At 70.6% G+C, this 21,154-nt stretch carries 22 protein-coding genes and 1 tRNA gene; 12 read left to right on the top strand and 11 right to left on the bottom strand.

Features of this window, described 5'->3' with window-relative positions; translation table 11 throughout:
* The first annotated feature begins 1 nt into the window (after nt 1).
* Nucleotides 2-367 carry a DUF2203 family protein gene (locus RAH40_RS12780; RefSeq protein ID WP_306597933.1) on the top strand — a complete coding sequence of 122 codons (366 nt, stop codon included), beginning with the start codon at nt 2-4 and terminating at the stop codon, nt 365-367.
* Nucleotides 364-681, top strand: a complete 318-nt coding sequence (locus tag RAH40_RS12775; protein WP_306597932.1) for an MGMT family protein — start codon at nt 364-366, stop codon at nt 679-681. Before RAH40_RS12780 ends, RAH40_RS12775 begins: the two co-directional genes overlap by 4 nt.
* Here RAH40_RS12775 and RAH40_RS12770 read toward each other — a convergent pair.
* The 3 genes from RAH40_RS12770 to RAH40_RS12760 form a co-directional block, all read right to left on the bottom strand.
* Nucleotides 671-1,489 (bottom strand): OmpA family protein, encoded by an 819-nt coding sequence (locus RAH40_RS12770; RefSeq protein ID WP_306597931.1) that lies wholly within the window; start codon nt 1,487-1,489, stop codon nt 671-673. The genes RAH40_RS12775 and RAH40_RS12770 overlap by 11 nt on opposite strands.
* A gap of 160 nt (nt 1,490-1,649) precedes the next feature.
* On the bottom strand, nt 1,650-3,065 hold the full coding sequence (locus RAH40_RS12765; RefSeq protein WP_306597930.1) for a hypothetical protein: 1,416 nt from the start codon (nt 3,063-3,065) through the stop codon (nt 1,650-1,652).
* A gap of 189 nt (nt 3,066-3,254) precedes the next feature.
* Nucleotides 3,255-3,329, bottom strand: a tRNA-Gln gene (locus RAH40_RS12760).
* 111 nt (nt 3,330-3,440) lie between these two features.
* On the opposite strand from RAH40_RS12760, the gene RAH40_RS12755 reads away from it, so the two are divergent.
* From RAH40_RS12755 to RAH40_RS12735, 5 genes are all read left to right on the top strand, one after another.
* Nucleotides 3,441-3,986, top strand: coding sequence for a hypothetical protein (locus tag RAH40_RS12755; protein WP_306597929.1), 546 nt, complete (start codon nt 3,441-3,443; stop codon nt 3,984-3,986).
* Nucleotides 3,987-4,024: 38 nt separating this feature from the next.
* Complete coding sequence (locus RAH40_RS12750; protein WP_306597928.1) at nt 4,025-4,777, top strand: hypothetical protein; 753 nt, start codon at nt 4,025-4,027, stop codon at nt 4,775-4,777.
* The gene (locus tag RAH40_RS12745) at nt 4,777-5,763 is read left to right on the top strand and encodes a GGDEF domain-containing protein (RefSeq protein WP_306597927.1); all 987 of its coding nucleotides are present in this window, start codon (nt 4,777-4,779) and stop codon (nt 5,761-5,763) included. The genes RAH40_RS12750 and RAH40_RS12745 overlap by 1 nt, the downstream gene beginning before the upstream one ends.
* 94 nt (nt 5,764-5,857) lie before the next feature.
* Entirely contained in the window at nt 5,858-6,814 is a 957-nt protein-coding gene (locus tag RAH40_RS12740) for a GGDEF domain-containing protein (RefSeq protein ID WP_306597926.1), read from the top strand.
* The gene (locus RAH40_RS12735) at nt 6,811-8,241 is read left to right on the top strand and encodes a serine/threonine-protein kinase (RefSeq protein ID WP_306597925.1); all 1,431 of its coding nucleotides are present in this window, start codon (nt 6,811-6,813) and stop codon (nt 8,239-8,241) included. Before RAH40_RS12740 ends, RAH40_RS12735 begins: the two co-directional genes overlap by 4 nt.
* Here the strand turns inward: RAH40_RS12735 and RAH40_RS12730 are convergent.
* From RAH40_RS12730 to murA, 4 genes are all read right to left on the bottom strand, one after another.
* Nucleotides 8,238-9,020, bottom strand: a complete 783-nt coding sequence (locus RAH40_RS12730) for a hypothetical protein (RefSeq protein WP_306597924.1) — start codon at nt 9,018-9,020, stop codon at nt 8,238-8,240. The two genes, RAH40_RS12735 and RAH40_RS12730, sit on opposite strands and share 4 nt — an antisense overlap.
* 104 nt (nt 9,021-9,124) lie before the next feature.
* Complete coding sequence (locus RAH40_RS12725) at nt 9,125-9,688, bottom strand: hypothetical protein (RefSeq protein ID WP_306597923.1); 564 nt, start codon at nt 9,686-9,688, stop codon at nt 9,125-9,127.
* Nucleotides 9,689-10,639, bottom strand: coding sequence for a ribose-phosphate pyrophosphokinase (locus RAH40_RS12720; RefSeq protein WP_306597922.1), 951 nt, complete (start codon nt 10,637-10,639; stop codon nt 9,689-9,691).
* Nucleotides 10,640-10,704: 65 nt separating this feature from the next.
* Entirely contained in the window at nt 10,705-12,015 is a 1,311-nt protein-coding gene (gene murA, locus RAH40_RS12715; RefSeq protein WP_306597921.1) for a UDP-N-acetylglucosamine 1-carboxyvinyltransferase, read from the bottom strand.
* 54 nt (nt 12,016-12,069) lie between these two features.
* Between murA and RAH40_RS12710 the strand changes: the two genes are divergently transcribed.
* Nucleotides 12,070-13,386: a glycosyltransferase family 2 protein gene (locus RAH40_RS12710; protein WP_306597920.1), complete on the top strand. Its 1,317-nt coding sequence runs from the start codon at nt 12,070-12,072 to the stop codon at nt 13,384-13,386.
* Here RAH40_RS12710 and RAH40_RS12705 read toward each other — a convergent pair.
* Nucleotides 13,355-15,166: a DUF4382 domain-containing protein gene (locus RAH40_RS12705; protein ID WP_306597919.1), complete on the bottom strand. Its 1,812-nt coding sequence runs from the start codon at nt 15,164-15,166 to the stop codon at nt 13,355-13,357. The genes RAH40_RS12710 and RAH40_RS12705 overlap by 32 nt on opposite strands.
* Nucleotides 15,167-15,304: 138 nt before the next feature.
* Here RAH40_RS12705 and RAH40_RS12700 point away from each other — a divergent pair, with 138 nt between their 5' ends.
* Complete coding sequence (locus RAH40_RS12700) at nt 15,305-16,747, top strand: PLP-dependent aminotransferase family protein (RefSeq protein WP_306597918.1); 1,443 nt, start codon at nt 15,305-15,307, stop codon at nt 16,745-16,747.
* A 21-nt stretch (nt 16,748-16,768) separates the two neighbouring features.
* Here the strand turns inward: RAH40_RS12700 and lepB are convergent, their stop codons facing one another.
* Together lepB and RAH40_RS12690 are read right to left on the bottom strand one after the other, a co-directional pair.
* On the bottom strand, nt 16,769-17,206 hold the full coding sequence (gene lepB, locus RAH40_RS12695; protein WP_306597917.1) for a signal peptidase I: 438 nt from the start codon (nt 17,204-17,206) through the stop codon (nt 16,769-16,771).
* A complete protein-coding gene (locus RAH40_RS12690; RefSeq protein WP_306597916.1) occupies nt 17,203-17,574 on the bottom strand; it encodes a 6-carboxytetrahydropterin synthase in 372 nt (123 codons plus the stop codon). Before RAH40_RS12690 ends, lepB begins: the two co-directional genes overlap by 4 nt.
* A 55-nt stretch (nt 17,575-17,629) precedes the next feature.
* On the opposite strand from RAH40_RS12690, the gene RAH40_RS12685 reads away from it, so the two are divergent.
* Genes RAH40_RS12685 through rfaE1 form a run of 3 tightly spaced genes read left to right on the top strand, consistent with a single transcriptional unit; the run spans nt 17,630 to nt 20,546 of the window.
* Nucleotides 17,630-19,354, top strand: coding sequence for an electron-transfer flavoprotein:ubiquinone oxidoreductase (locus RAH40_RS12685; RefSeq protein WP_306597915.1), 1,725 nt, complete (start codon nt 17,630-17,632; stop codon nt 19,352-19,354).
* Between the two features lie 8 nt (nt 19,355-19,362).
* On the top strand, nt 19,363-19,545 hold the full coding sequence (locus RAH40_RS12680) for a Trm112 family protein (protein WP_306597914.1): 183 nt from the start codon (nt 19,363-19,365) through the stop codon (nt 19,543-19,545).
* Nucleotides 19,542-20,546, top strand: coding sequence for a D-glycero-beta-D-manno-heptose-7-phosphate kinase (gene rfaE1, locus RAH40_RS12675; RefSeq protein ID WP_306597913.1), 1,005 nt, complete (start codon nt 19,542-19,544; stop codon nt 20,544-20,546). The genes RAH40_RS12680 and rfaE1 overlap by 4 nt, the downstream gene beginning before the upstream one ends.
* A 182-nt stretch (nt 20,547-20,728) precedes the next feature.
* Here rfaE1 and RAH40_RS12670 read toward each other — a convergent pair whose 3' ends face one another.
* Nucleotides 20,729-21,148: a GxxExxY protein gene (locus RAH40_RS12670; RefSeq protein ID WP_306597912.1), complete on the bottom strand. Its 420-nt coding sequence runs from the start codon at nt 21,146-21,148 to the stop codon at nt 20,729-20,731.
* Nucleotides 21,149-21,154 lie beyond the last annotated feature (6 nt).

The raw sequence follows: 21,154 nt of genomic DNA, 5'->3' as shown, positions 1-21,154 counted from the left end.
CATGGCCCGAGTTTTCACTCTCGAGGAAGCCCGGGCGGCGCTGCCTCAGGTCCAGGTCATCACGCGACCGGTGTTCGAACTGGCCTCGAGCCTCGCGGAGGAGCTGCAGGCCGCCGAGGACCGGCAGGAGGATGCGCGGGTGGAATCGCTCCAGACCCGCCTGGAGGCCCTCATGGAGAGCTGGGCCGAAGCCGTGCGCGACCTGGGCCCCGACGTGAAGGGCCCCTGGCTGGTGGACTTCGATTCCGGGGACGGCTACTGGTGCTGGGCCTTCCCCGAGGAGGACCTGGACCACTGGCACAGCTACGAGGGGGGCTTCTCCTCCCGGGTTCCCGTGGCGCTCAAGCCGGAGGTCCGGCGCGGGTGAACGGCTTCCGGGAAGCCGTGTGCGCCGCGGTGGCCCTCGTTCCCCGGGGGCGGGTGGCGACGTACAAGCAGATCGCGTGGATGGTGGGCTTCCCGCGCCGGCCGCGGCAGGTGGGGATGGTGCTCAAGGGCCTGCCCGAAGGCACGGACCTGCCCTGGCACCGCATCGTGAATTCCAAGGGCTACGTGCCCAGCCGGGGCCGGTGGTGGGGGGCCATGCTCCAGATCGAGCGGCTCCGGGCCGAGGGCGTCGAGGTGGACGACGCGGGCAACCTGGACCTGAAGGCCTTCGGCTGGGACGGCGCTACATCTTGACCAGTTCCACCCGGCGGTTCTTCCCGCGGCCCTCCTCGGTGTCGTTGGAAGCCACCGGCGCGAAGGGGCCGGCGCCGAAGCCGCGCAGGCGCGCGGGGGCGATGCCGTGGTCCTTCACCAGGGCCTGGACCACGGACTCGGCCCGGGCCTGGGAGAGCCTCAGGTTCAGGTCGGGGGCGGCGACGGAATCGGTGTGGCCCACCACGAAGACCTTCAGGGCCGGGCTGGCCTTGAGGAGCACGGCGACCTCGGCCACGGCGGCCCGGGAGTCCTCCCTGAGCTCGGCCTTGCCGGAGTCGAAGTGGATGCCCGGCACCTCCACGTGGCCCGCGGCGCCCAGGCCGGCCCGGAAGGCGTCGGCGTTGGCCTTGACCTCCTGGGCCATGCCGGCCTTCTCCACGATGGTGAGCTGGTAGCCCCCGCCCCAGGCCGAGTCCACCTGGATCCAGGTCTCGGCGCCGCCCTTGGCGGCCACCATCGTCGTGTAGCGCCCCTCCTCGAGGAGGACGGTGCCGCCCAGGGCCCGCAGGGCGGCCTGGTGGTTGCGGTGGATGGCCAGGGGCGAAGGGGCCTGGGTGCCCTTGTCGGCCTGGTAGCGGATCTCGAAGAACCGCCCCTCCACCGGGGTGGTCTTGCCCTTGGGGCCCTTGAAGGGGTAGGAATCGAAGGCCTGGGTCCGGTAGGCGACGATGTGCATGTTCTGCATGCGCGTCAGGAGCGGATGGTCCTTGGAGCCGGGGCGGTCCGGATCGGCGTGGGCCGGCAGGAAGCCCAGCACGGCGGTGAGGACGAGGGGGACGAGTCGCATGGCGCCTCCTGGGGCGGGGGGCCTTCCGCCAGGAATCCGCCGGCGGAATCCTCCCAAGGGATGGGGTCTGGTGGGACAGGCACATTGAACGCCTGCGGCGGTGAGAATGCAACGTCAAGTCGCCATGATTTTCCTTTTGGGATCGGGCCGGGCCCATCCTTCAGCCTGCGGAGGTTTTCAAAGGCGCCCCCGAGGGCCCGGGCTTGGTGAATCCCGGGTCAGGGTTGATCGAGGTGGATGGGGTGGAGGTGCTCATCCCTGGCGCCTGCAGAGGGAATGGTCTGGCCAGCACGCGATCCAGCACGGTATCCGACAGGCCCAGAACATCCTCCACGGTCGGCTCCAGGAGCACGTCCGGAATCAAGCCCCGCTGCCAGCCTTCCGGGTTTCCCTTGTCCCAGAGGAAGCGCCGCACGGAACAGCCGAACACCGGCCTGAGTCCGGGGAGCACCGTGAAGTGGACCTGGCCAAAGGCGTTGTCAGGTTGACCCGTCTCTCCGCCGGCGAGGAGCGCCCCGTCCCCTTTGAGCCGCCGCGCCGCTCCGTGGCCGGAGCTGTGGGTTCCCGCATCCGTGAGCACCCATGTGCCTCCGGGCCGAGAGAAGGCCGGGTTGTTCCTGATCCAGCGCAGCACGGGTGCGAACACGCGCTCGTCGCCCCCGGCATTGCCTCGGAGGTCCACCACGATCCGGGCCACGGGGCGGTTCCGGCAAGCCTCGGCCATCCGCCCAAGGAAATCCTTCATGGGGTCATCCGTCCGATTCCGGCACCTGGCGTAGCGCAGATAGAGGGTCCGGTCCTCCTGCAGCAGCCGGAAGGCATAATAGCGATCGGGCTCAAGATCCCGCGGGCGCTTCCAGGCTCCGGGCAGCGTGGCCCATCGCCTCCCCTCCTCCGGGCCCACCTCCATCCTCGCCTCAAACCGCTTCCCCTCCCGGTCTTCAAGTTCAAGGAGAGGCTGGGCGCCCCCAGGAAGCTCCCCCAGGGCCTCCAGCCAGGCCCACCCCACTGGAAAAAGACCCGCCAGGAGCTGCCTCCGCTTGGAAGGGACGGGGTCAGCGATGAAGGGTTCGAGGCGATGAAGGTAGTCGTCCACGGGTTCGCCGCCCACGGCTACGACTCGCGCCCCCAGAAGGGCTTCCTGCCCGTGGGCAACGAGGATGATTCTCAGGCCATCCTGGGCATGGCTGGTCCGAAGCGGCCAACTCCTGACCGATGTGGCGGTTTCCCGGAGTGCCGTATGGGCATCCCCCAATCGGGCCAGGATCCGCTTCCAGCGCAGCGCTGCCTGATACTCGCTCAGCCTTGGAAGGTCTTGATCCAGGTCGGCCACACGGGCCAGAAAGGCCTCGCGGCTGAAGCGGGACCACGGGTCAGGGTGGTCGGCCTGGAGGGCCCGCATGATGCGGCGGCCGGCCTCCCGCCAACGCTCCACGCCGGTTCCGTCGAGGGGCTCCAGCACGGCGGCCCGTGCCTCGGAGGCGGGATACGAGGTGTCCGGCACCTTCTGGAAGATGACCTTCGTGTAGGCACAGCCCACCAGGAGGCAGAGGGATAGAACGGCGGTACGCAGCACGGAGGACCTGCCCGGAAGGATGGGCCAGGATACCAGAAGCCCTTTCCCTGGCGTTCCGGCCCCGCAGACCCCCTTCAGATCGGTGTGGCGGCCGGCAAACCCTCCCGTCCCCGAAGCCCCGTTGAGGTTCTCGGGGACCCTCCACCCGGGTGAACGGCGGAAGGGCCTCCTTGCGGAGGCCCTTCAGGTTGGTTGGGGAGGAAGGATTTGAACCCTCACCTGACAGAATCAGAATCTGTTGTCCTACCGTTAGACCACTCCCCAAACGGCACTAATAGAATATCCAATTTCAAGAGGAAAACAAGACCTTTGGGTGAAATGCGGGGGGCCCAACCCGCGGTATCCTCTTAGCCAACTCCACAGGCGGACGCACCCATGGCAGATACCCTGAAACTGGCCTATTTCGTGGCGATGAAGGAGGGCGCCAGCTACCTGGGGGGGCTGCTCCTCACCGACGCCTCCGGGATCCCGCTGGATTTCCGCTACACCGAGCCCATCACCCCCACGAAGCTCCAGGCGGTGCTCTACGGCAAGGCCCTCGAGCCGCACCTCAAGGAGGAGGTGATCCAGAAGACGCTTCTCAAGGAGCTCAAGTCCCCGCCGGACCTCTTCATCCTGCCCCCGGCGGAGCTCGCGGGGGGCTGGAACGGGGAGGCGAAGTGCCCGGCCCTGGCGGTTCAGAAGACGCAGGAGTCCCCCCTGGCGCGGGTGGGCGAGAGCTTCCGGGCCTCGCCCCGGGAGGTGCTGCTCCAGGTGGCGGAAGGGGCGGCCCCGCTGCGGGTGATCTTCGCCCAGTCCGTGGACCTGCCGGCCCAGGAGCAGGCCCTGGGCAGGCTGCTGGAAGCCGCCTACCAGATGGATCCCGTGGAGCCCCTGGAGCGGGTCGCCGCGGCCCTCCAGACCCTGGTCAAGCCGGTGTAGGCATGGTGGGCGGCCGGTTCCGGGACGCGATGTCCGACATGGCCGAAACCATCCGGCGGGTCTTCAGGGACCCGCCCACGCGGGGCGTGGACCTCGGCCTGCCGGTCCCCGGGGCCCGGGGGGCGGAGCCCCTCGGGACCCGGGCCCAGGCCCCGGACTTCCGGCTCATGGCGGCCACCGCGCAGGTCCCTGTGCTGGCACCGGTCCCGCCCACGGCGGTGGCCTTCCGCTGGACGGCCGAGGTTCGCGGGGAGGACGGGTGGGGCAGCTGGGCCGCGGGTGCCCAGGTTTGCGTCCTGCCGCTCTTCGAGGCCGGGGAGGCCGCCCGCCTCGAGGTGCCGCCCCTTCCCCGGAGGCCCCGGGTGCGCGAGGTGGCCCCGGAGGCGTTTCGCGCCCGGAGCCGGCCCGGGCTGGAGCCCCTGGCCTGGGCCCGGGTCCTGGCCGCGCCCTGCGCCCTGGACGCCCCCCGGTCCTTCCGCGCCCTGGAGCACGCCCTGGCCCTGCCGGTGGCCTTCGTGGGGGAGGATGTCCAGAAGCTCCCCAAGGCGATCTGGATGCGGTATACCCTGAAATTGGTGCGGGAGACCGGCGAGAACATCCGTAATCTGGATGTGCTGGGCCTCTACCGGATCCCCGCGCGGGGCACCCGGCAGATCAACCATCAGGCCTCCACCGGGCGCCTCCTGGTCACCCTCGGCCCGGAGAGCGTGGGCGCCCCGAGGGCCCCCTTCGTCCTGGCCCGGAAGAAGGATGACGAATCGATCGTGTGCTGCTTCGTGGAGGATGTCTGATGTCCAAGCCCGGCAAGGAACCTGACAAGGACTGGACCGAGGAGGTGGACGCGCCGGACCCGACGGTGCCCATCTCGGGCTGGCCGGATTTCGAGACGGCCCTGCGCAAGCGCTTCCCCGGCGAGACCGGGCCCGTGCCGTGCGAGTACGTGGTGGTGGTCTACGCCGGCGCCCACCTGGGCCGGGTCTTTCCCCTGGTGCCCGGGGCCAACATCATCGGCCGCAGCCCCAGCGTGGACATCGCCCTGCTGGACGAGGAGGTGAGCCGCACCCACGCCACCATCACCCTCTGGCAGGGTCCCGCCGGGGACCGGGTGCAGCTGGAGGACAACGCCAGCACGAACGGGACCTTCCTCAACGGCCGGGCCGTGACCCGCACCATGGAGCTCTCCCCCGGGGACCGCATCGCCATGGGCAGCCACGTGCTCAAGCTCGTGGCCATGGACGCCATGGAGCGGGCCTTCCACGCGGTGCTCCTGGACCAGAGCTCCAAGGATCCCCTCACGGGCCTGGGCAACCGGCGCACCGCGCTGGAGGAGCTGCAGCGGCGCTTCGACCTCTCCAAGCGCCACCACCGGCCCCTTTCGATCATCATGTGCGATCTTGACTTCTTCAAGCGCATCAACGACACGCTGGGCCACCTGGCCGGGGACCAGGTGCTCCGGGACTTCGGGGAGCGGGTGGTGCGCGGCCTGCGCACCACCGACGTGGCCGGGCGCATCGGTGGCGAGGAGTTCCTCCTGGTGCTGCCCGAAACCGACATGGAAGGCGCTCAGCTGCTCGCCGAACGCCTCCTGGCGGCCACGGGCGAGGTGCCCTTCGACCTGCCCTCGGGGCCCCTGGCGGTGACCTGCAGCCTGGGCGTGGCCGAGCGCCGGGAGGAGGACCGGGACGGAGGCGCCCTCATGGGCCGGGCCGACGGGGCGCTCTATCTCGCCAAGCGCGGCGGGCGGAACAAGGTGGTCTGCGACCAGCCTCCTCGTTGACAAGGCTTGTGGCGGAACACGAATCATGGGCTAGCGGAATTCCGCAACAAAGGCTTAAATGACATAGGACTTCCCGCCTGTGCCAGCCCACACGATGCCCATTCAGCCACCTCTCTACGAGGACTTCGCCGAATCCGATCCGCCGACGCTCTTCGCCTCCCCGCTGGGCGAGACGCTGCCGCCGGCCAGAGGGGAGTGGGCGCTCATCCGCTATGTGGGCGTCCCCATCGGGGAGGTCCTGCCCCTGCGCACGGTGAACCTCACCGTGGGCCGGTCCCCGGAGAACAACCTGGTGCTCCCCGAGGTGGAGGTGAGCCGCCACCATGCCCGCATCGAGCTGGTGGGGCAGGAGGACCTGGCGCCCATCGTCCTCATCTCCGACCTGGGGTCGACCAACGGCACCTACGTGAACGGCCGGAAGATCCTCACGCGCAACGGGCCGGTGAGCCTCCAGCACGGCGACGTGATCCGGGTGGGGACCCATGCCTTCAAGCTCAAGCACCTGGACGAGATGGAAAAGCACTACCACGAGGCGGTCCTGGCCCAGACCACGGTGGATTCCCTCACGGGCCTGACGAACCGGGCCTCGGTGCTGGGCTTCCTGGAGAAGCAGACCGACCTGGCCAGGCGCCACGGGCGCCCCCTGACCCTCATCATCTGCGACCTGGACCACTTCAAGGACGTGAACGACCAGCACGGCCACGCCGTGGGGGACCTGGTCCTCAAGCGCTTCGGCCAGGTGGTCATGGGCCGGCTCCGGGCCTCGGACCACGTGGGCCGCATCGGCGGGGAGGAGTTCCTCATCGTCCTGCCCGAGACCGAGGGCCGCGAGGCCCTCGCCGTGGCCGAGGAGCTGCGCAAGGCCCTGGCCGAGGAGGCCATGGCGTCCCACGCGCCGGGCCAGACCTTCCACGTCACCTGCTGCTTCGGCATCGCCCAGTTCCGGCCGGAGGACGCCGACGCCGGCTCCCTCCTGGCCCGGGCCGACGTGGCCCTCTACCGTGCCAAGTCCCAGGGCCGGAACCGGGTGGAATTCGACGGACGGACATGAGCCTGGTCCTGCCCAAGCGCGCCGGCGGAGCCCGGGTCCTGGAGCGCCTGGGGGAGGGCGGCATGGCCGTGGTGCACCGGGCCGAGGATCCCTTCCGGCCGGGGCGGGCCCTGGCGGTGAAGTTCCTCAAGGCCGAGGCGTCCGGCGACTCGGAGCTGGTGGTGCGCTTCCTGCGGGAAGGGGAGGTCCTCAAGCGCCTCAGCCATCCCAACCTGGTGGAAGTCTTCGACTTCGGCCGGGCGGGGAGCACGCCCTTCATCCTCATGGAGCTGCTCCCCGGCGGCGACGTCAAGCGCTGCTACGGAGAGGCGCCGGCGCGGTTCCTGCGCCGCCTCCTGCCCGTGGCCGGCGCCCTGCGCACGGCCCACGAGGCGGGGATCATCCACCGCGACCTGAAGCCCTCCAACCTGCTCTTCGACGCCCTGGGCAACCTCAAGGTGACCGACTTCGGCGTGTGCCTGTGGGAGGGCGGGGAGGGCACCCGCGTCACCCGCAGCCAGATGGTGGTGGGGACCCTGGGCTACATGGCGCCGGAGCAGCACGGCGATCCCAGGAGCGTGGACGGCCGGTGCGACGTGTACGCCCTGGGTGCCATCCTCTACGAGTTCACCACGGGCCGTCCCTACAGCCAGGTGCAGCTCCCGCCCGCCCTGGTGCGCACGGGCTTCCCGCCCCGCATGGCGCGCATCCTCATGCAGTCCCTGGCCCCCGATCCCGCCAGGCGCATCCCCTCCATGGAGGCCCTGGCCGCGGAGTGGGCGGATTGGCTGGAGAGCGCCGAGAGCGCCGGGTGGGGCGACCAGCCCCTGCCCGGGTTCCGGGTCGAGGACGTGGAGCAGGAGACCGTGAGCCGGGTCCGGCGCCACGCCGAGGAGGAGCCCGGGTCGCGGCTGGGACCCTACCTGGACGGCCTGCGCACCGGCGGCGTGGGCAGCCGCCGCGCCGCGGCCGAAGGCCTCCAGAACGCCGTGGCCGCCGGTGACGAGGGCTTCCTCCTGGCCGAGCTGGCCCAGGCCCCCGAGGCCATGCGGTTCGCCCTGTGCAACGCACTGGGCGCCGTGGGCACTCCCGCTGCCATACCGGCCCTGCTGGCCCTCCTGGGGGACCCCTTCGCCCAGCGGGAGGGGGCCGAGGCCGCCAGCCTCATCGCGCAGCGGGCCGGACTCCCGGACCTGGTCCTGCCGCACCTGCGCGAACCGGGCCTGGGCTCCTCCTGGCGCTGGGTGCCGAGGGCGCGCCTGGGTGACGGGGCCTGGGCCGCGGCCCTGGCCCGGGACTGGGGGGCGCTGAACGCGCCGCTGCGCCTGCAGGCCCTGGAGGCCGCGGGCCTGCTGCCGGCGGCCGCAAGGGCCGGGCTGAAGACGCGCCTCAAACCGGCCCTGGAACGCGTCGGCGGGCAGCTGCAGAAGCTGTGGGAAGCGCTCTAGACCCAGAACCGCTCCAAAAGCATCCTCAACGGGGCCGGGGAAATGGCCCCCGGGCCCAGGAACGGGTAGTTGTAGACCAGCAGGAGGAAGAAGACCAGGCCCAGGCTGGCGCCGAGGGTGGCATGCATCAGGTGGTGCTGGCGCAGGCTGCCCATGTTCAGGAGACAGGAGAAGGCCAGCAGGATGAGGCTTCCCATGCCGAGGGAGATCCACATGGACGCGTCCAGGTAGGTTTCCCCGCCTTCGATGCGGTCATGGCGCAGGCTCCGGCAAAGGGCCAGCTGCTGGAGCTGCTGCTGATGCAGGGGCAGGTCGCCCAGGGCGGCCGGCTTGTAGGTGGTGAAGGCCAGGCCGAGATGGGCGATCATCCGGTTGGTCTCCGGGTCCTGGTCCCCGTCGGTGATCCTCGTCCACTCCTTGTCGATGACCTGCCGGACGTAGGCCTTCAGTTCCGCCCGAATCGGATCCCGGAACTCCGGAGGGTAGCCTTCGAGGTTCTGGTAGAGGTTGTGCAGGGCGTTGGCCTCCTGGTCCACGATCGAGGACACCTTGTCGTAGTTCTGCCACACGGCGACGATCACCAGGGCGAAGACCAGGGCGAAGATGGAGCCCACCGCGCCACCGTAGATCTGGCCGAAATCCGAGGAGCCCGGTTCGAAGCGCAGCCCGGGCAGGAACCGGTAGGAGGCCTTCAGGGTCCCGACGGCAGCCAGGGTGAAGGCGGAAATCATGAAGAGGGCCAGGGCCAGTTCGTTCACCTGGCAATAGAGGTAGCGCATGTCCAGGGTCTCCGGGGAAAGGTCGGCGGCTGGGTCTACGCTATAAAATAATCATATATCAAGGGAGGGCAAGGCCGTCCCGCGGAGGTTGCGGGAACCCCCCGTCAGTCCGCCAGCAGGGCTCCGAAGGCCCCGGGTTCGAAATCCGGGACGGGACCGGGCTGGAGCACGGCGTGGGCTCCGGCGTAGAGTGCGCTCCAAAGGGCGCCCCGCACCGCAGGGGATCCCAGCTCCGCAAGGGGCAGGGCGACGCGGGTGGAATGGTCCCAGCCCAGCCGCCCGTTGAGGCGCCGGAGGCGCAGGAGCAGCCCGGCCTGGGTGAGGGTCCCCTGGAAGAGGGCGTCCGGGTCCGGGTCGCAGTCGTGGTAGGCCTGGCGGCCCTCCTCGCCGTTGAAGCGGGTGCCCCCGAGGATCTCGGGGTCCACCGTGCCCGCGGGATCCCAGGTGAGGCCGCACGCGGCGCAGGCCACTTCGCAGGCCCAGTCCCACGGCCCGCCGCCCCGGCTGAACACGGACCGGGGCGGGGCGGCCATGAGGCCCAAGGCCACACCCTCCACCCGGTTGCGGAAGGCCGGGTACAGGAGCGTGCCCCACTCCGGGGCGGTCACCGCGGGCCATTCCTGGAGCCGCGCGGCGCGCTGGATCAGGAGGGCCCTGAGGGTGTCCAACTAGGCTTCCATCATCTCGCTGATGCTCCTGCCGCCGTGGATGCGCAGGATGGCGTCGCCGAACATGGAGGCGGTGGAGAGGACCTTGAGGTTGGGGATCTCCGCGGAGATGGCGGGCGGGATGGGGATGGTGTCGGTGACGACCAGCTCGTCCAGCTCGGCCTCCTTGAGGCGCGTGAGGGCGGTCCCGGAGAAGACGGCGTGGGTGGCGCCCACGCGGACCCGGCGCACGCCGAAGCCCCGCAGGATCCGCGCGGCCTCGCGGATGGAGCCGCCGGTGGCGATCTCGTCGTCGAAGATGATGCAGTCCTTGTCCGCCACCTCGCCGATGAGGGCGGTGGAGCGGGCCGATTCGCTGTCGTCCACGCGGCGCTTGTCGATGATGGCCATGGGCAGGCCCAGGCGCTTGGCGAAGTGGCCGGCGATCTTGCCGGCGCCGGCGTCCGTGGCCACCACCACGGAATTGGAGAGGTCCGAGCTGCGGAAGTGGTTCACCAGGACCGGCGTGGCCAGGAGCTGGTCGGCGGGGATGCGGAAGAAGCCGAGGATCTGGGGGGCGTGCAGGGTCATGGCCAGCACCCGGTCCGCCCCGGCGGTCTGGAGAAGGTCTGCCACCAGGCGGGCGGTGATGGAAATGCGTGCTTCATCCTTCTTGTCGCTGCGGGCGTACGGGTAGTAGGGCAGGACCGCCGTGATGCGTGCCGCCGACGCGAACTTGAGGGCGTCGATCATTATGAGCATTTCAACAAGGTTGTCGCTCACCGGCGGGGCGCTGGTCTGGATGACGAAGACGTCGGACTCCCGGACGTTCTCGTCGATCTTCACCTTGATGTTCTCGTTGGAGAAGCGGGTGATGCGGGATTTTCCCAGCTGCATCCCGATATGGCCGGCGATGCCGGCGGCCAGGGTCGGATGGCTCGAACCCGAAAATACCTTCATCTCACCGAACATGATTCCCCCAGGGGCCAGTTTACCAACCCAGGCCCCGCCTCGACAGGCGAATGGAAATCAAAATTCTAGACCTTCCCGCCTCCGACCCGCTCGATGCGCGCCCCCAGGCCCTTCAGCTTCTGTTCCAGGCCCGAATAGCCCCGGTCCAGGTGGTAGATGCGGTCGACGGTGGTCTCCCCCCTGGCCACCAGCCCCGCGATGACCAGGGTGGCGGAGGCCCTCAGGTCCGTGGCCATGACCGTGCAGCCGGTCAGGGCGCTGGGGCCGGCCACGATGGCGGTGCCGCCGTCGATGCGCAGGTTGGCGCCCAGGCGCTCGAGCTCCATGGCGTGCTGGAAGCGGTTCTCGAAGATGGTCTCCCGGATCACGGAGATGCCGGTGGCCTGGGTCATGACGGCCATGACCTGGGCCTGGAGGTCCGTGGGGAAGCCGGGGTAGGGGGTGGTGGTGACGTCCTTGGCGTGGAGCTTCTGGCCGGCCTCGCGCTGGATGCGCAGGTTCAGCCCCTCCTGGCCCTCGCGTTCGGTGAACACGCAGCCGCAGCGCTCCAGCAGGTCGATGATGGACCGGAGGTGGTCCGGCTCCACCCGCTCCAGCAGGACGTCGCCCCCGGCGGCGGCCACCGCGCACAGGAAGGTGCCGGCCTCGATGCGGTCGGGGATGATGCCGTGGTCGCAGCCGCCCAGCGCGTCCACCCCCCGGATGGTGAGGGTGGAGGTGCCGATGCCTTCGATGGGCGCGCCCATGGCCACGAGCATGCCGGCCAGGTCGCCGATCTCGGGCTCCATGGCCGCGTTGCGCAGCACGGTGGTGCCGGTGGCCAGGCACGCCGCCATGAGGATGTTCTCCGTGGCGCCCACGCTCACCTTCTCGAAGGTGTGGTCGATGCCCTTGAGGCGGCCGGCGGGCACGTGGGCCTCGACGTAGCCCCGGTCGATCTCGATGACGGCGCCCATGCGCTCCAGGGCCTCCAGGTGGAGGTTCACGGGCCGCGCGCCGATGGCGCAGCCCCCGGGCAGGGACACCGAGGCCTTGCCGTACCGCGCGAGCAGGGGGCCCAGGACCAGGATGGAGGCCCGCATGGTCTTGACCAGGTCGTAGGGGGCCTGGAGGCCGCCCCCGGCCACGCCGGCGGCGTCCACCACGGCGGTGAGCTCGAAGCCCTCCTCGTCCTTGGTGACCTCGGCCGTGCAGCCCAGGGCCTGGAGCACGCGGAGCATGGTGCGGATGTCCGAGACGGCCGGCAGGTGGCGCAGGGTGACCTGCTCCCCGCCCAGGAGGGCCGCGGCGATGCAGGGGAGGGCGGCGTTCTTCGCCCCGGAGACGGCCACGCGCCCCGTGAGGGGGACGCCACCTTGAATCACAAGCCTGTCCATCGACACTCCAATCTCGGGTTCCAGCATAAACTGAGGCGTCCCCGGGAGCGAACTTTGCGCCTTTCCGCCGCCATGATCGTCAAGAACGAAGCCGGTTCCCTGGGCCACTGCCTGGAATCCGTCCAGGGACTCTGGGACGAGCTGGTGGTCCTGGACACCGGATCCACGGACGGCACCCGGGAGCTGGCCCGGTCCTTCGGGGCCCGGGTGGAGGACTTCACCTGGGTGGACGACTTCGCCGCAGCCCGCAACGCCTGCATCCGGAGCTGCACGGGGGACTGGATCCTGGTGCTGGACGCGGACGAGGCCATCGACCCCGCGGACCACGCCGCCCTGCGGGCCGCCCTGGAGGACGCCGCGGTCCAGGCCTACACCCTGCCCATCCGGAACTACCTTCGCAGCGGGGCCTTCGTGGGCATGGACGGCCCGGCCCGGCGCAACGAGCGGGAGTCGGGGGAGGGGGCCCAGTGCAGCCACTACTACCTCCAGAAGGCCATCCGCCTCTTCCGCAGGCGCCGGGACGACGTCTACCGGGGCCGGGTGCACGAGATCGCCGAGCTCTACTTCGAGGAGAAGGGCCTGGCCGCGCCGGAACTGGAGGTGCCCATCCACCACTTCGGCAAGCTGGACATGGCGCGGGACCGGGCCAAGCAGGGCGAGTACTTCCGCCTCGCCCGGGCGGAGGCCGAGGCCCGGCCCCAGGACCTGCAGCTCCAGTACAACGTGGTGCAGGAGGGCCTGCTGGTGGAGGCCTGGGAGGACGTGCGACGGGCCGCGGAGCGCTTCCGGGCCTCGGCCCCGCGGGCGCCCATGCTGGTGTGGCTGGGGGGCGGGCTCGCCCTGCAGGGCCTGGAGCGGTACGAGGACTCCCTGCTCTGGTTCGGCAACATCCTGCGCCAGCAGCCCGGCCACGCCGCGGCCCTGGGCGCCCGGGCCGAGTCGCTGTGGAAGCTGGGCCGCCTCAACGAAGCCAAGGACGACTACCTGAGGGCCCTGGACGCCGACCCCGCCTACACCCTGCCCTTCCTGAAGCTGGCCTCCCTGCTGGAGGAGGCCCAGGACCTGGAGTCCGCCCGGAGCGTGCTGGAGGCCGGGCTGGACCAGAACCCCAGGGACACCCTCCTGTGGGAGGCCCTGGTGGGCCTGTCGGCGCGGTACCGGGACCCCCGGGTCGCCTCGGACGCCCTGGACGCGCTCCGGGCCGTGCCCGACGGCGGCAGGACCCTGTGGCACCAGATCGTCATCCACGCCCTCCTGGACGCGGAGGAGCCGGAGAGCGCCGCCGGGATCCTGGACCTCGGACTGGCGGCGTTCCCCGGCGACCCGGAACTGCTGGCCCTTACTGAAAGATGTTCACGTAGTACGCCTTGAGCTTCCCGGTGCCGTCGGGCACCCCGTAGACGCGCACCTTCGCGCCCGCGGTCAGCACGGAGGCCCACTGGGCCGGGTCCACGCCGGCCACGGTGACCACGGCCCCGGCCTGCCGGGTGAAGGTGGTGACCAGCGGCTGCTCCTGGGCGGCCGAATTGAGGGTGACGGTGACCGGCACGGCCGTGGCCCCCCTGGCGGTGATCTGCATGGAGCCCGAGGCGTAGGCGGTGGTCACCGTCTGGGCCAGGGGGGAGATGGCGATGGGCATGAAGACGGCGTTGGCCGCGTTCCAGCCCGAGGACCAGTTGAGGGTGCTGATCGCGTAGGGCTTGAAGGTGGCGCCGGTCGAGTCCAGGACGACGCCCGAATTGGCCTCGGCCAGGAAGCCGGCGGTTCCCGTGGTTGCGGCGCCGGGGAAGGTGAAGTCCCAGCTCGAGAAGGAGGGGGCGTAGCCCAGGGCGTGGGTGGCGGTGGAGAGGTCCCCGAAGGTCTTGGTGTACGTGAAGCCCGCGGCGGTGGCGGGATGGATGGAGCCCTCGAACACGCCCCGCTGGATGTCCACCGAGGTCGCGGTCATGGGCGTGGCGGTGGGATCGGCCACGGTGAGGTGCACCTTGAAGAACCGCTCCACCTGGGAAAGGAAGGCGGTGCCGTTGCCGCCCGAGAGGTCGGTGGTGGCGTCGCCCCTGAAGTACCACTTGGTGGCGGCGTTGATGAGGAAGGTCTTCGGATTGCCGTTGGAGTCGAGCACCCGGATGAGGTTGTTGGTGCGGTCCACGTAGGTGATGTGGCCCTCGGGCCTCCAGGCCGGGAGGTTGGCGGTGGCGGAATACCACACCCGCACGGCGGTGAGGCTGCCGTCGGCCTGGTAGCGGGCGGTGCACTCCACGTTGAGGCCGGCGGCGAGGGTGGCCGGAACGGCGGCGCTGGGCACGGCCGTCACGGGTTTCACGTCCAGGTTGTAGAAGAGGGTGGGGCTGGTCCCCTTGTCGGCGAGGATCTTCAGGGTCTGGCCGTGCTCGGTGAGCATCGTGATGCTTGACCCGTCGGCGGCCACCGAGGCCACGGTGCCCAGGTGGCGGCGCAGGTAGTAGGCGCTCATGGCTGCCGCGGGGCGGTGGCGGAAGATGCCCCGGGTGCCGAAGTTGACCACATAGAGGGTCTGGCTGCCGGCGGCGGTGGTGACGTCGTGCTCGACGATGAAGGCGGGATGGGCGAGGTCGAAGTCCACGGCCACCGCGGTGGTGGTGTTGGCGGCGACGACCACCGGGGCGGCGAGGGTGATGGTGGGCAGGACCATCCAGGTGGGATGGGCGGCGTCGGCGGTGCCCCGGACCTTGATGAGGGAGGGATCGACGGCGGCGGGAACGGTGCCGTTGACGGGATCGGCCGCGGGCACCAGGGTGATCTTGTCGGGGCTGCCGTCCACCTCCACGACGAGGCGGTCGTAGGTCCCGGCGGGGACGCCCGTGGCGTGGGAGAGCAGTTCGTCGACCTGGTCCTGCTGGAGGAGGTTGACCGGGGTGGTGTCCCCCGAGCCGTCGTAGATGACCACGGGGCTGGCGGCGGCGGTGTCGCCGGCGAGCACGAGGGAGGCCCTGCGGATGATGATGCCGACGTTGGACCAGGCCTCGGTGGCGGCGTCGGTGGTGATGAAGCCGACGGTGCCCTGGGCGGGGGGCGTCGCGGTGCCGGTGGCGGCGCCGCCGCCACCGCAGGCGAGGGCGAGGCCCAGGGCGGTGAGGCCGGTGCCGAGAAGGTAGAGGCGGGTTCGGTTCATGGGCGGCTCCTGGGAAGGCTGGCAAGGTCCAGCATCGGGTCCCCCGGGGGGAGCGGTAAGGTACACATCCCGATTTCCCGGTTGTGCCAGATTCCGGCCTGGTGTCCACTCAAGGCACACCTCCACGGACGGATGGCCTTGCGAGCCCACGAACTGAACCTGACCCTCGACCCCGCGCTGGCCGGCCCCATCTACGTGCGCGTGGCCGAGGCCATCCTGGTGGCGGTGCGGGCCGGGCAGATCCGGCCGGGGCACGCGCTTCCCGGCGTCCGGGAACTGGCGGACCGCGTCGGCGTGCACCGGAACACGGTGCTGGCGGCCCTGCGGGAGCTGGAGGAGCAGGGATGGGTGGAGGCCCGTCCCCGCAGCGGCTTCTTCGTGGTGGACCCGCTCCCCGAGCGCCCTGTCCAGGAGCCTTCCGCGGCCTCCAGCGCCGTCCCGGGCTTCGACGTGCCCGGAACGCTGCGGCCCATCACCAGCACCCTCAACGTGACCCTGGACTTCTCCGACGGGGTGGCCGACGCGCGCCTGGCGCCCATGGAGGCCCTGGCCAAGGCCTACCCCAGGGCCCTGCGCCTCAAGGGGCCCGCCCTGCTCCAGGCCACGGAGTTCATGGGGCACGCGCGGCTGCGCAAGGTGCTCGCGGACCACCTCGCCGAGCAGCGCGCCCTGGTGCGGGACCCCGCGCAGTTCCTGCTCATCCGCAGCACCTCCATGGCGGTCAACCTGGTGGCCCAGGCGCTCATCGGGCACGGGGACGGGGACGTGGCGGTGGAGAATCCGGGGAACCCCCTGGTGTGGGACACCCTTCGCCAGGCCTCGGGGGCGAGGCTCCACGGCCTGCCCGTGGACGGCGGCGGGCTCCGGGTGGAGGCCCTGGAGGCCCTCCTGGCCGTCACCCGCCTGGGCCTCCTGGTGCTCACGCCCCAGTGCCACTTCCCCACCGGGGCCGCGCTCGCCCAGGACCGCCGGGAACGCATCCTGGCCCTGTCCCGGGAGCACCGCTTCGCGATCCTGGAACTGGACCCGGAATACGACTACCTGGAGGCCCCCATCCGCCCCCTGGCGGCCCAGGACACCACGGGGCAGGTGCTCTACTGCGGCAGCCTCTCCCGGCTCATCGCCCCCGGGGTGCGCCTGGGCTTCATCGTGGTGCCCCGGCTCCTGGCCGACAGTTTCGCGAGGGCCCGCCAGCGCATGGACTGGCAGGGGGATCCGGTGCTGGAGTGGGCCGTGTCCGAGCTGTTCCTGGACGGGGAGATGGCCCGCCACCTGCGCCGCGTGCGCAAGGCCTGCCAGGACCGCCGGGAGGCCCTCTTCGACGCGCTGCGCTTCGCCCTGCCCGGGCGGGTGGCCTTCGATCCCGCGCAGGAGGGCATGGGCCTGTGGCTGCGGGGCGAGGGGAAGCTGGCCGACCCGGCCCGCTTCGACCTGTGGGTGAAGTCCTGCGGCCTGAAGGGGATCAAACTGCGGCTGGGCAGCTACTTCGACCTGACGGGCAGCCCCGCGGCGGCCACGCGGCTGGGGTTCATGGCCTACACCCCGGAGGAGCTGCAGGAAGCCGTGCCTTTGATGACCTGACGGCGGGCCGGGAGGACGGCCTCAGCGCACCAGGCGGGCCTCGAGGCTCCCGGGCGGCAGGACCCCCCATGCGCGGCTGTCCTGGCTCTCCTGGCGGTTGTCGCCCAGGAGGAACCAGCCGGGGCCCGTCTCCCAGGGGCCTCCGGAGGCCCTTTCCGTGACCGCGACGTAGGGTTCCGGGACGTACTGCCCGTCCACCCACAGCTCCCCGTCGCGGAGCTCCACCCGCATGCCGGGACCCGCCACCAGGCGCTTGACGACGGTGCCGGAGGGGCCCCTGGCGAGCCACACCTCCCCCACCGCGGGCCTTCCGGCGCACCAGGCGCGCAGGGCGACCCGCACCTGGCCGTCCCGCAGCGCCGGTTCCATGCTCCTGCCGGAGATGCGCACGGGGTGCACCACGGCCAGGGGGGCCAGGCCCAGGGCCAGGGCAGCCGCCAGGAGCCGCGGGGAGATCAAGGCCGGTAGGCCAGCCGCCGTCCCTGGCCGTCGGTGAGGGCAACCTCGGTCAGGCGGGCGGGAGGGGGAACCTTCAAGGCCAGTTCCGCGGCCAGCAGGCGGACCAGGTCCATGGGGCCCTGGAGCCCCAGTTCGCCCAGGAGGCGTCCCCGCAGGGGCTCCAGGAGGGCGTCCAGGGCGGCCTCCAGGTCCCGGAAGTCCACCACCACGTCGAAGCCGTCCAGGCCCTCGCGGGCGGCGATCACCTCCACCCGGTAGTCGTGGCCCTCCCAGGTCCCGTCCTCCCCGCGGTACACCACCGACAGGGGGCGTTCCACGGCGGCCTCGAAATGCAGGGATCTGGGCGGGGCGGGGCGGGGCGCATCCATTCCTAAGATTCTGCCACCGCCCGCGGTAAACTGGGCCGGATCTCTTGGAGCGCCCATGCCCGATTTCTCGACCCAGCTTGCCCGGCCCGGCGTGGCGCGGGAGGACCTGGAATTCGACGTCCTGTTCGTGGGGGCCGGCCCCGCCAACCTGGCCGGGCTATGGCGCCTGCTGGACCTGGTGGAGGCCCGCAAGCTCACGGGGCTCACCATCGGCCTCATCGAGAAGGGGGACGAGATCGGGGACCACGCCTTCTCCGGGGCGGTCCTGGATCCCGCGGCCCTGGACGAGCTCTGCCCGGACTGGGCGGAGCGGGGCTTCCCCGCCGAGGGGCGGGTGACGTCCGAGGAGGTGTGGTACTTCACCGAGCGCGGGGGCCTCAAGGCGCCCTTCCCGCCGCCCTTCCTGGCCAACCACGGCTTCCCCATCGTCTCGCTGAGCCGGATGGTGCGCTGGATGGCGGCCGAGATCGAGAAGCGCGAGGTGCCCGGCGTGGACGTCATGCTCCTGCCCGGCTTCGCGGGGGTCAAGGTGCTGTGGGAGGACGGCCGGGTCGCCGGGGTCCAGACCGCGGACCGGGGCGTCAACGCCGACGGGTCCCCCCGGCCCACCTTCGAGCCCGGCAACAACCTGCGGGCCAAGGTGACGGTCTTCGGCGAGGGCCCCCGGGGCCACCTCATGCGCGAACTCGACGAGGCGCTGGGCCTCCAGGCCCAGGCCGTCAATCCCCAGGTGTACGAGACCGGGGCCAAGGAGATCTGGGAGCTGCCCGCGGGCCGCGTTCCGGACGGCTTCGTCCTGCACTCCGCGGGCTGGCCCCAGGCCGAGGGCGAATCCGGCGGCTCCTTCGTGTACAAGATGGGCGGGGACCGGCTGGCCGTGGGCTACGTGGTGTCCCTGGACACCCGGGACCCCTTCGCCGACGCCCACCTGATGCTCCAGAAATTCAAGACCCACCCCCGCATCAAGGCGATGCTGGCCGGCGGCAGGCTGGTGCAGTACGGCGGCAAGGCCCTGGCCATCGGCGGCTGGAACTCCATGCCCCGCCTGGCCTTTGCCGGCGGGATGCTGGCCGGGGACGCGGCCCAGATGGTCAACGCTGGGCGCCTCAAGGGCATCCACCTGGCCATGAAGGGCGGGATGTGCGCGGCCGGGACCATCGCGGACGCCCTGGCCGAGGGGGATTTCGGCGAGGCCTCCCTCATGCGCTACAGCCGGTCCTACCTGGCCTCCTGGGCGGGCACCGAGCTCTACCGGGCCCGGAACTTCCACGCGATCATCGCCCGCGGGCCCACGCCCGGGGCGCTGTTCAACCTGGCCCTGAGCCAGGTCACGGGCGGCTGGGTACCTGGGGATCCCCTGCGCCTGGAGGCCGACGCCGACGCCACCGCGACCACGGAGGCCTACTACGGCAAGGAGGGTCTCAAGCGCGACCAGCTGGACTGGGGCGTGAAGACGGACGGCGCGCTCACGTTCTCCAAGCTGGACGACGTCTACGCCTCGGGCACGATGCACGACGAGCACCAGCCCGGCCACCTCAAGATCGTCAAGGGCGACCAGGTGTGCGTCTCCTGCTACGCGTCCAAGGGGAGCCCCTGCACGGTGTTCTGCCCCGCGCAGGTGTACGAGATGCATCCCGACGCCGCCGGGCGCGTGTCCAGGGTGGATATCGCCTTCTCCAATTGTGTCCATTGCAAGACTTGCGACATCAAGTGCCCGGAGGGGAACGTCATCTGGACGCCCCCCGAAGGCGGCGGCGGTCCCAAGTACACCCTCTGCTGAGAGTCCCCATGCTTGATCCGCGCCTTCTCGAGATCCTCTGCTGCCCCGCCGTGGACGGCGATACGGCCTGCCACGGCGACCTGGCCGAGACCCCCGCGGGGCTCGCCTGCGCCCGGTGCGGGCGGGTCTACCCCGTGGAGGACGGCATTCCCGTCATGCTCCAGGACAAGGCCGCGAAGGAGGCCCGATGAGACTCGACCGGGAACAGGCCGGCGCCCTCCTGGGGCTGATCCGGGGCCGGAAGGTGGCCGTGCTGGGCGACGTGATGCTGGACGAGTACCTCTTCGGCGAGGTGAGCCGCATCTCCCCCGAGGCCCCCGTGCCCATCGTCCGGGTGTCCCGGGAGCGGGCGGTGCTGGGCGGGGCCGCCAACGTCGCCGCGAACCTCAAGGCCGTGGGCGCCGATCCGGTCCTGGTGGGCTCCTTCCAGGACGACGCCGCGGGCCGGCGCCTGCGGGGACTGCTGGCAGGCCTGGACATCGCGCAGGACCGGCTGGTGGAGGACCCCTCCCGCCCCACCATCATCAAGACCCGGGTCATCGGGCAGCAGCAGCAGATGCTGCGCATCGACCGGGAGGAGACGGACCCCTTCTCCCCGGCGGCCGTCGAGGGCCTGTGCCGCAGCCTCGAGGCGGCCCTGGAAGGCGTGGGCGCGCTCATCATCTCCGACTACGCCAAGGGCGCCGTGAACCCTCCGGTCATGGACCGGGTCCGGCTCCTCTGCGCAAGGCTGGACATCCCCTGGATCGTCGACCCCAAGCCCGCCCACGCCCCCCTCTACCGGGGCGCCACGCTCATGACCCCCAACACCAAGGAGCTGACCGAGCTCAGCCACATGCCGGCCAAGGCCGACGCCGACGTGGCCGCGGCGGGCCTGGCCATGGTGGAGTCCCTGGAGCTCAAGGGCCTCCTGGTCACCCGCAGCGAGAAGGGCATGGCCCTCTTCACGCCCGAGGCCCTGCACCGGGAGCCCTGGCTCATCCCCACCGAGGCCCGGGAGGTGTTCGACGTCAGCGGCGCCGGCGACACGGTCATCGCGGTATTCGCCGCCGCCGTCGCCTCGGGGGCGGACTGGAAGCGGGCCGCGATGCTGGCCAACGCCGCGGCCGGAGTCGTGGTGGGCAAGATGGGCACGGCCACGGCGACGCCCGAGGAGATCCTCAGGCACTACCAGGACCAGGAGGCGATCTAGGAGGGTGGCCAAGCAATCGTGCGTGTCCCAGACTTGCGGCCCGGTTCGTTGGCGCAGCTTGCCTGCGCCAACGAACCGCGGCGGGAGTCTGGGACACGTATGCCTACTTGGCCGGGCTCCTAGTGTAGGCCGCCAGAAGAACAGGTAACACCTTGTCCCCCCCCCTTCGCCTCGGGTCCAGTTCAGGGCTTGGTATTGACGAGTCGCTTGATGCCCCCGTCCTCGAGGGGCCAGTTATGAAAATTGATCAGCAGGCCCACTTCGAAATTTGCAAAGTGGAGGCAGCTATTCAGTTGGGCGAAGTCGGCCTCCGAAAACTTCGCAATGGCCTTCGCCTCGACGACCACCTTGTGGTCCACCACGATATCCATGATGTAGGCATTCTCGACGCACAATTCCTTGTAGGTGATGTCGAGGTGAACCTCGCGTAGGGCCTCGTGTCCGGCCAACCTGAGTTCATGGGCGAGGCAAGCCTTGTAGGCATTTTCCAGGAGTCCAGGCCCCAGAACTATCTGCACCCTGATGGCAGCGAGGATGATGGCTTCGGTGATATCTCGATGGGGATAGTTGTCGCCCCAATCTTCGCCCCAATGCCGACCCATGACTTC

The organism is Geothrix sp. 21YS21S-2 (assembly GCF_030846775.1).
Taxonomy (GTDB): domain Bacteria; phylum Acidobacteriota; class Holophagae; order Holophagales; family Holophagaceae; genus Mesoterricola.
This window is presented reverse-complemented; position numbering and strand designations above follow the sequence as displayed.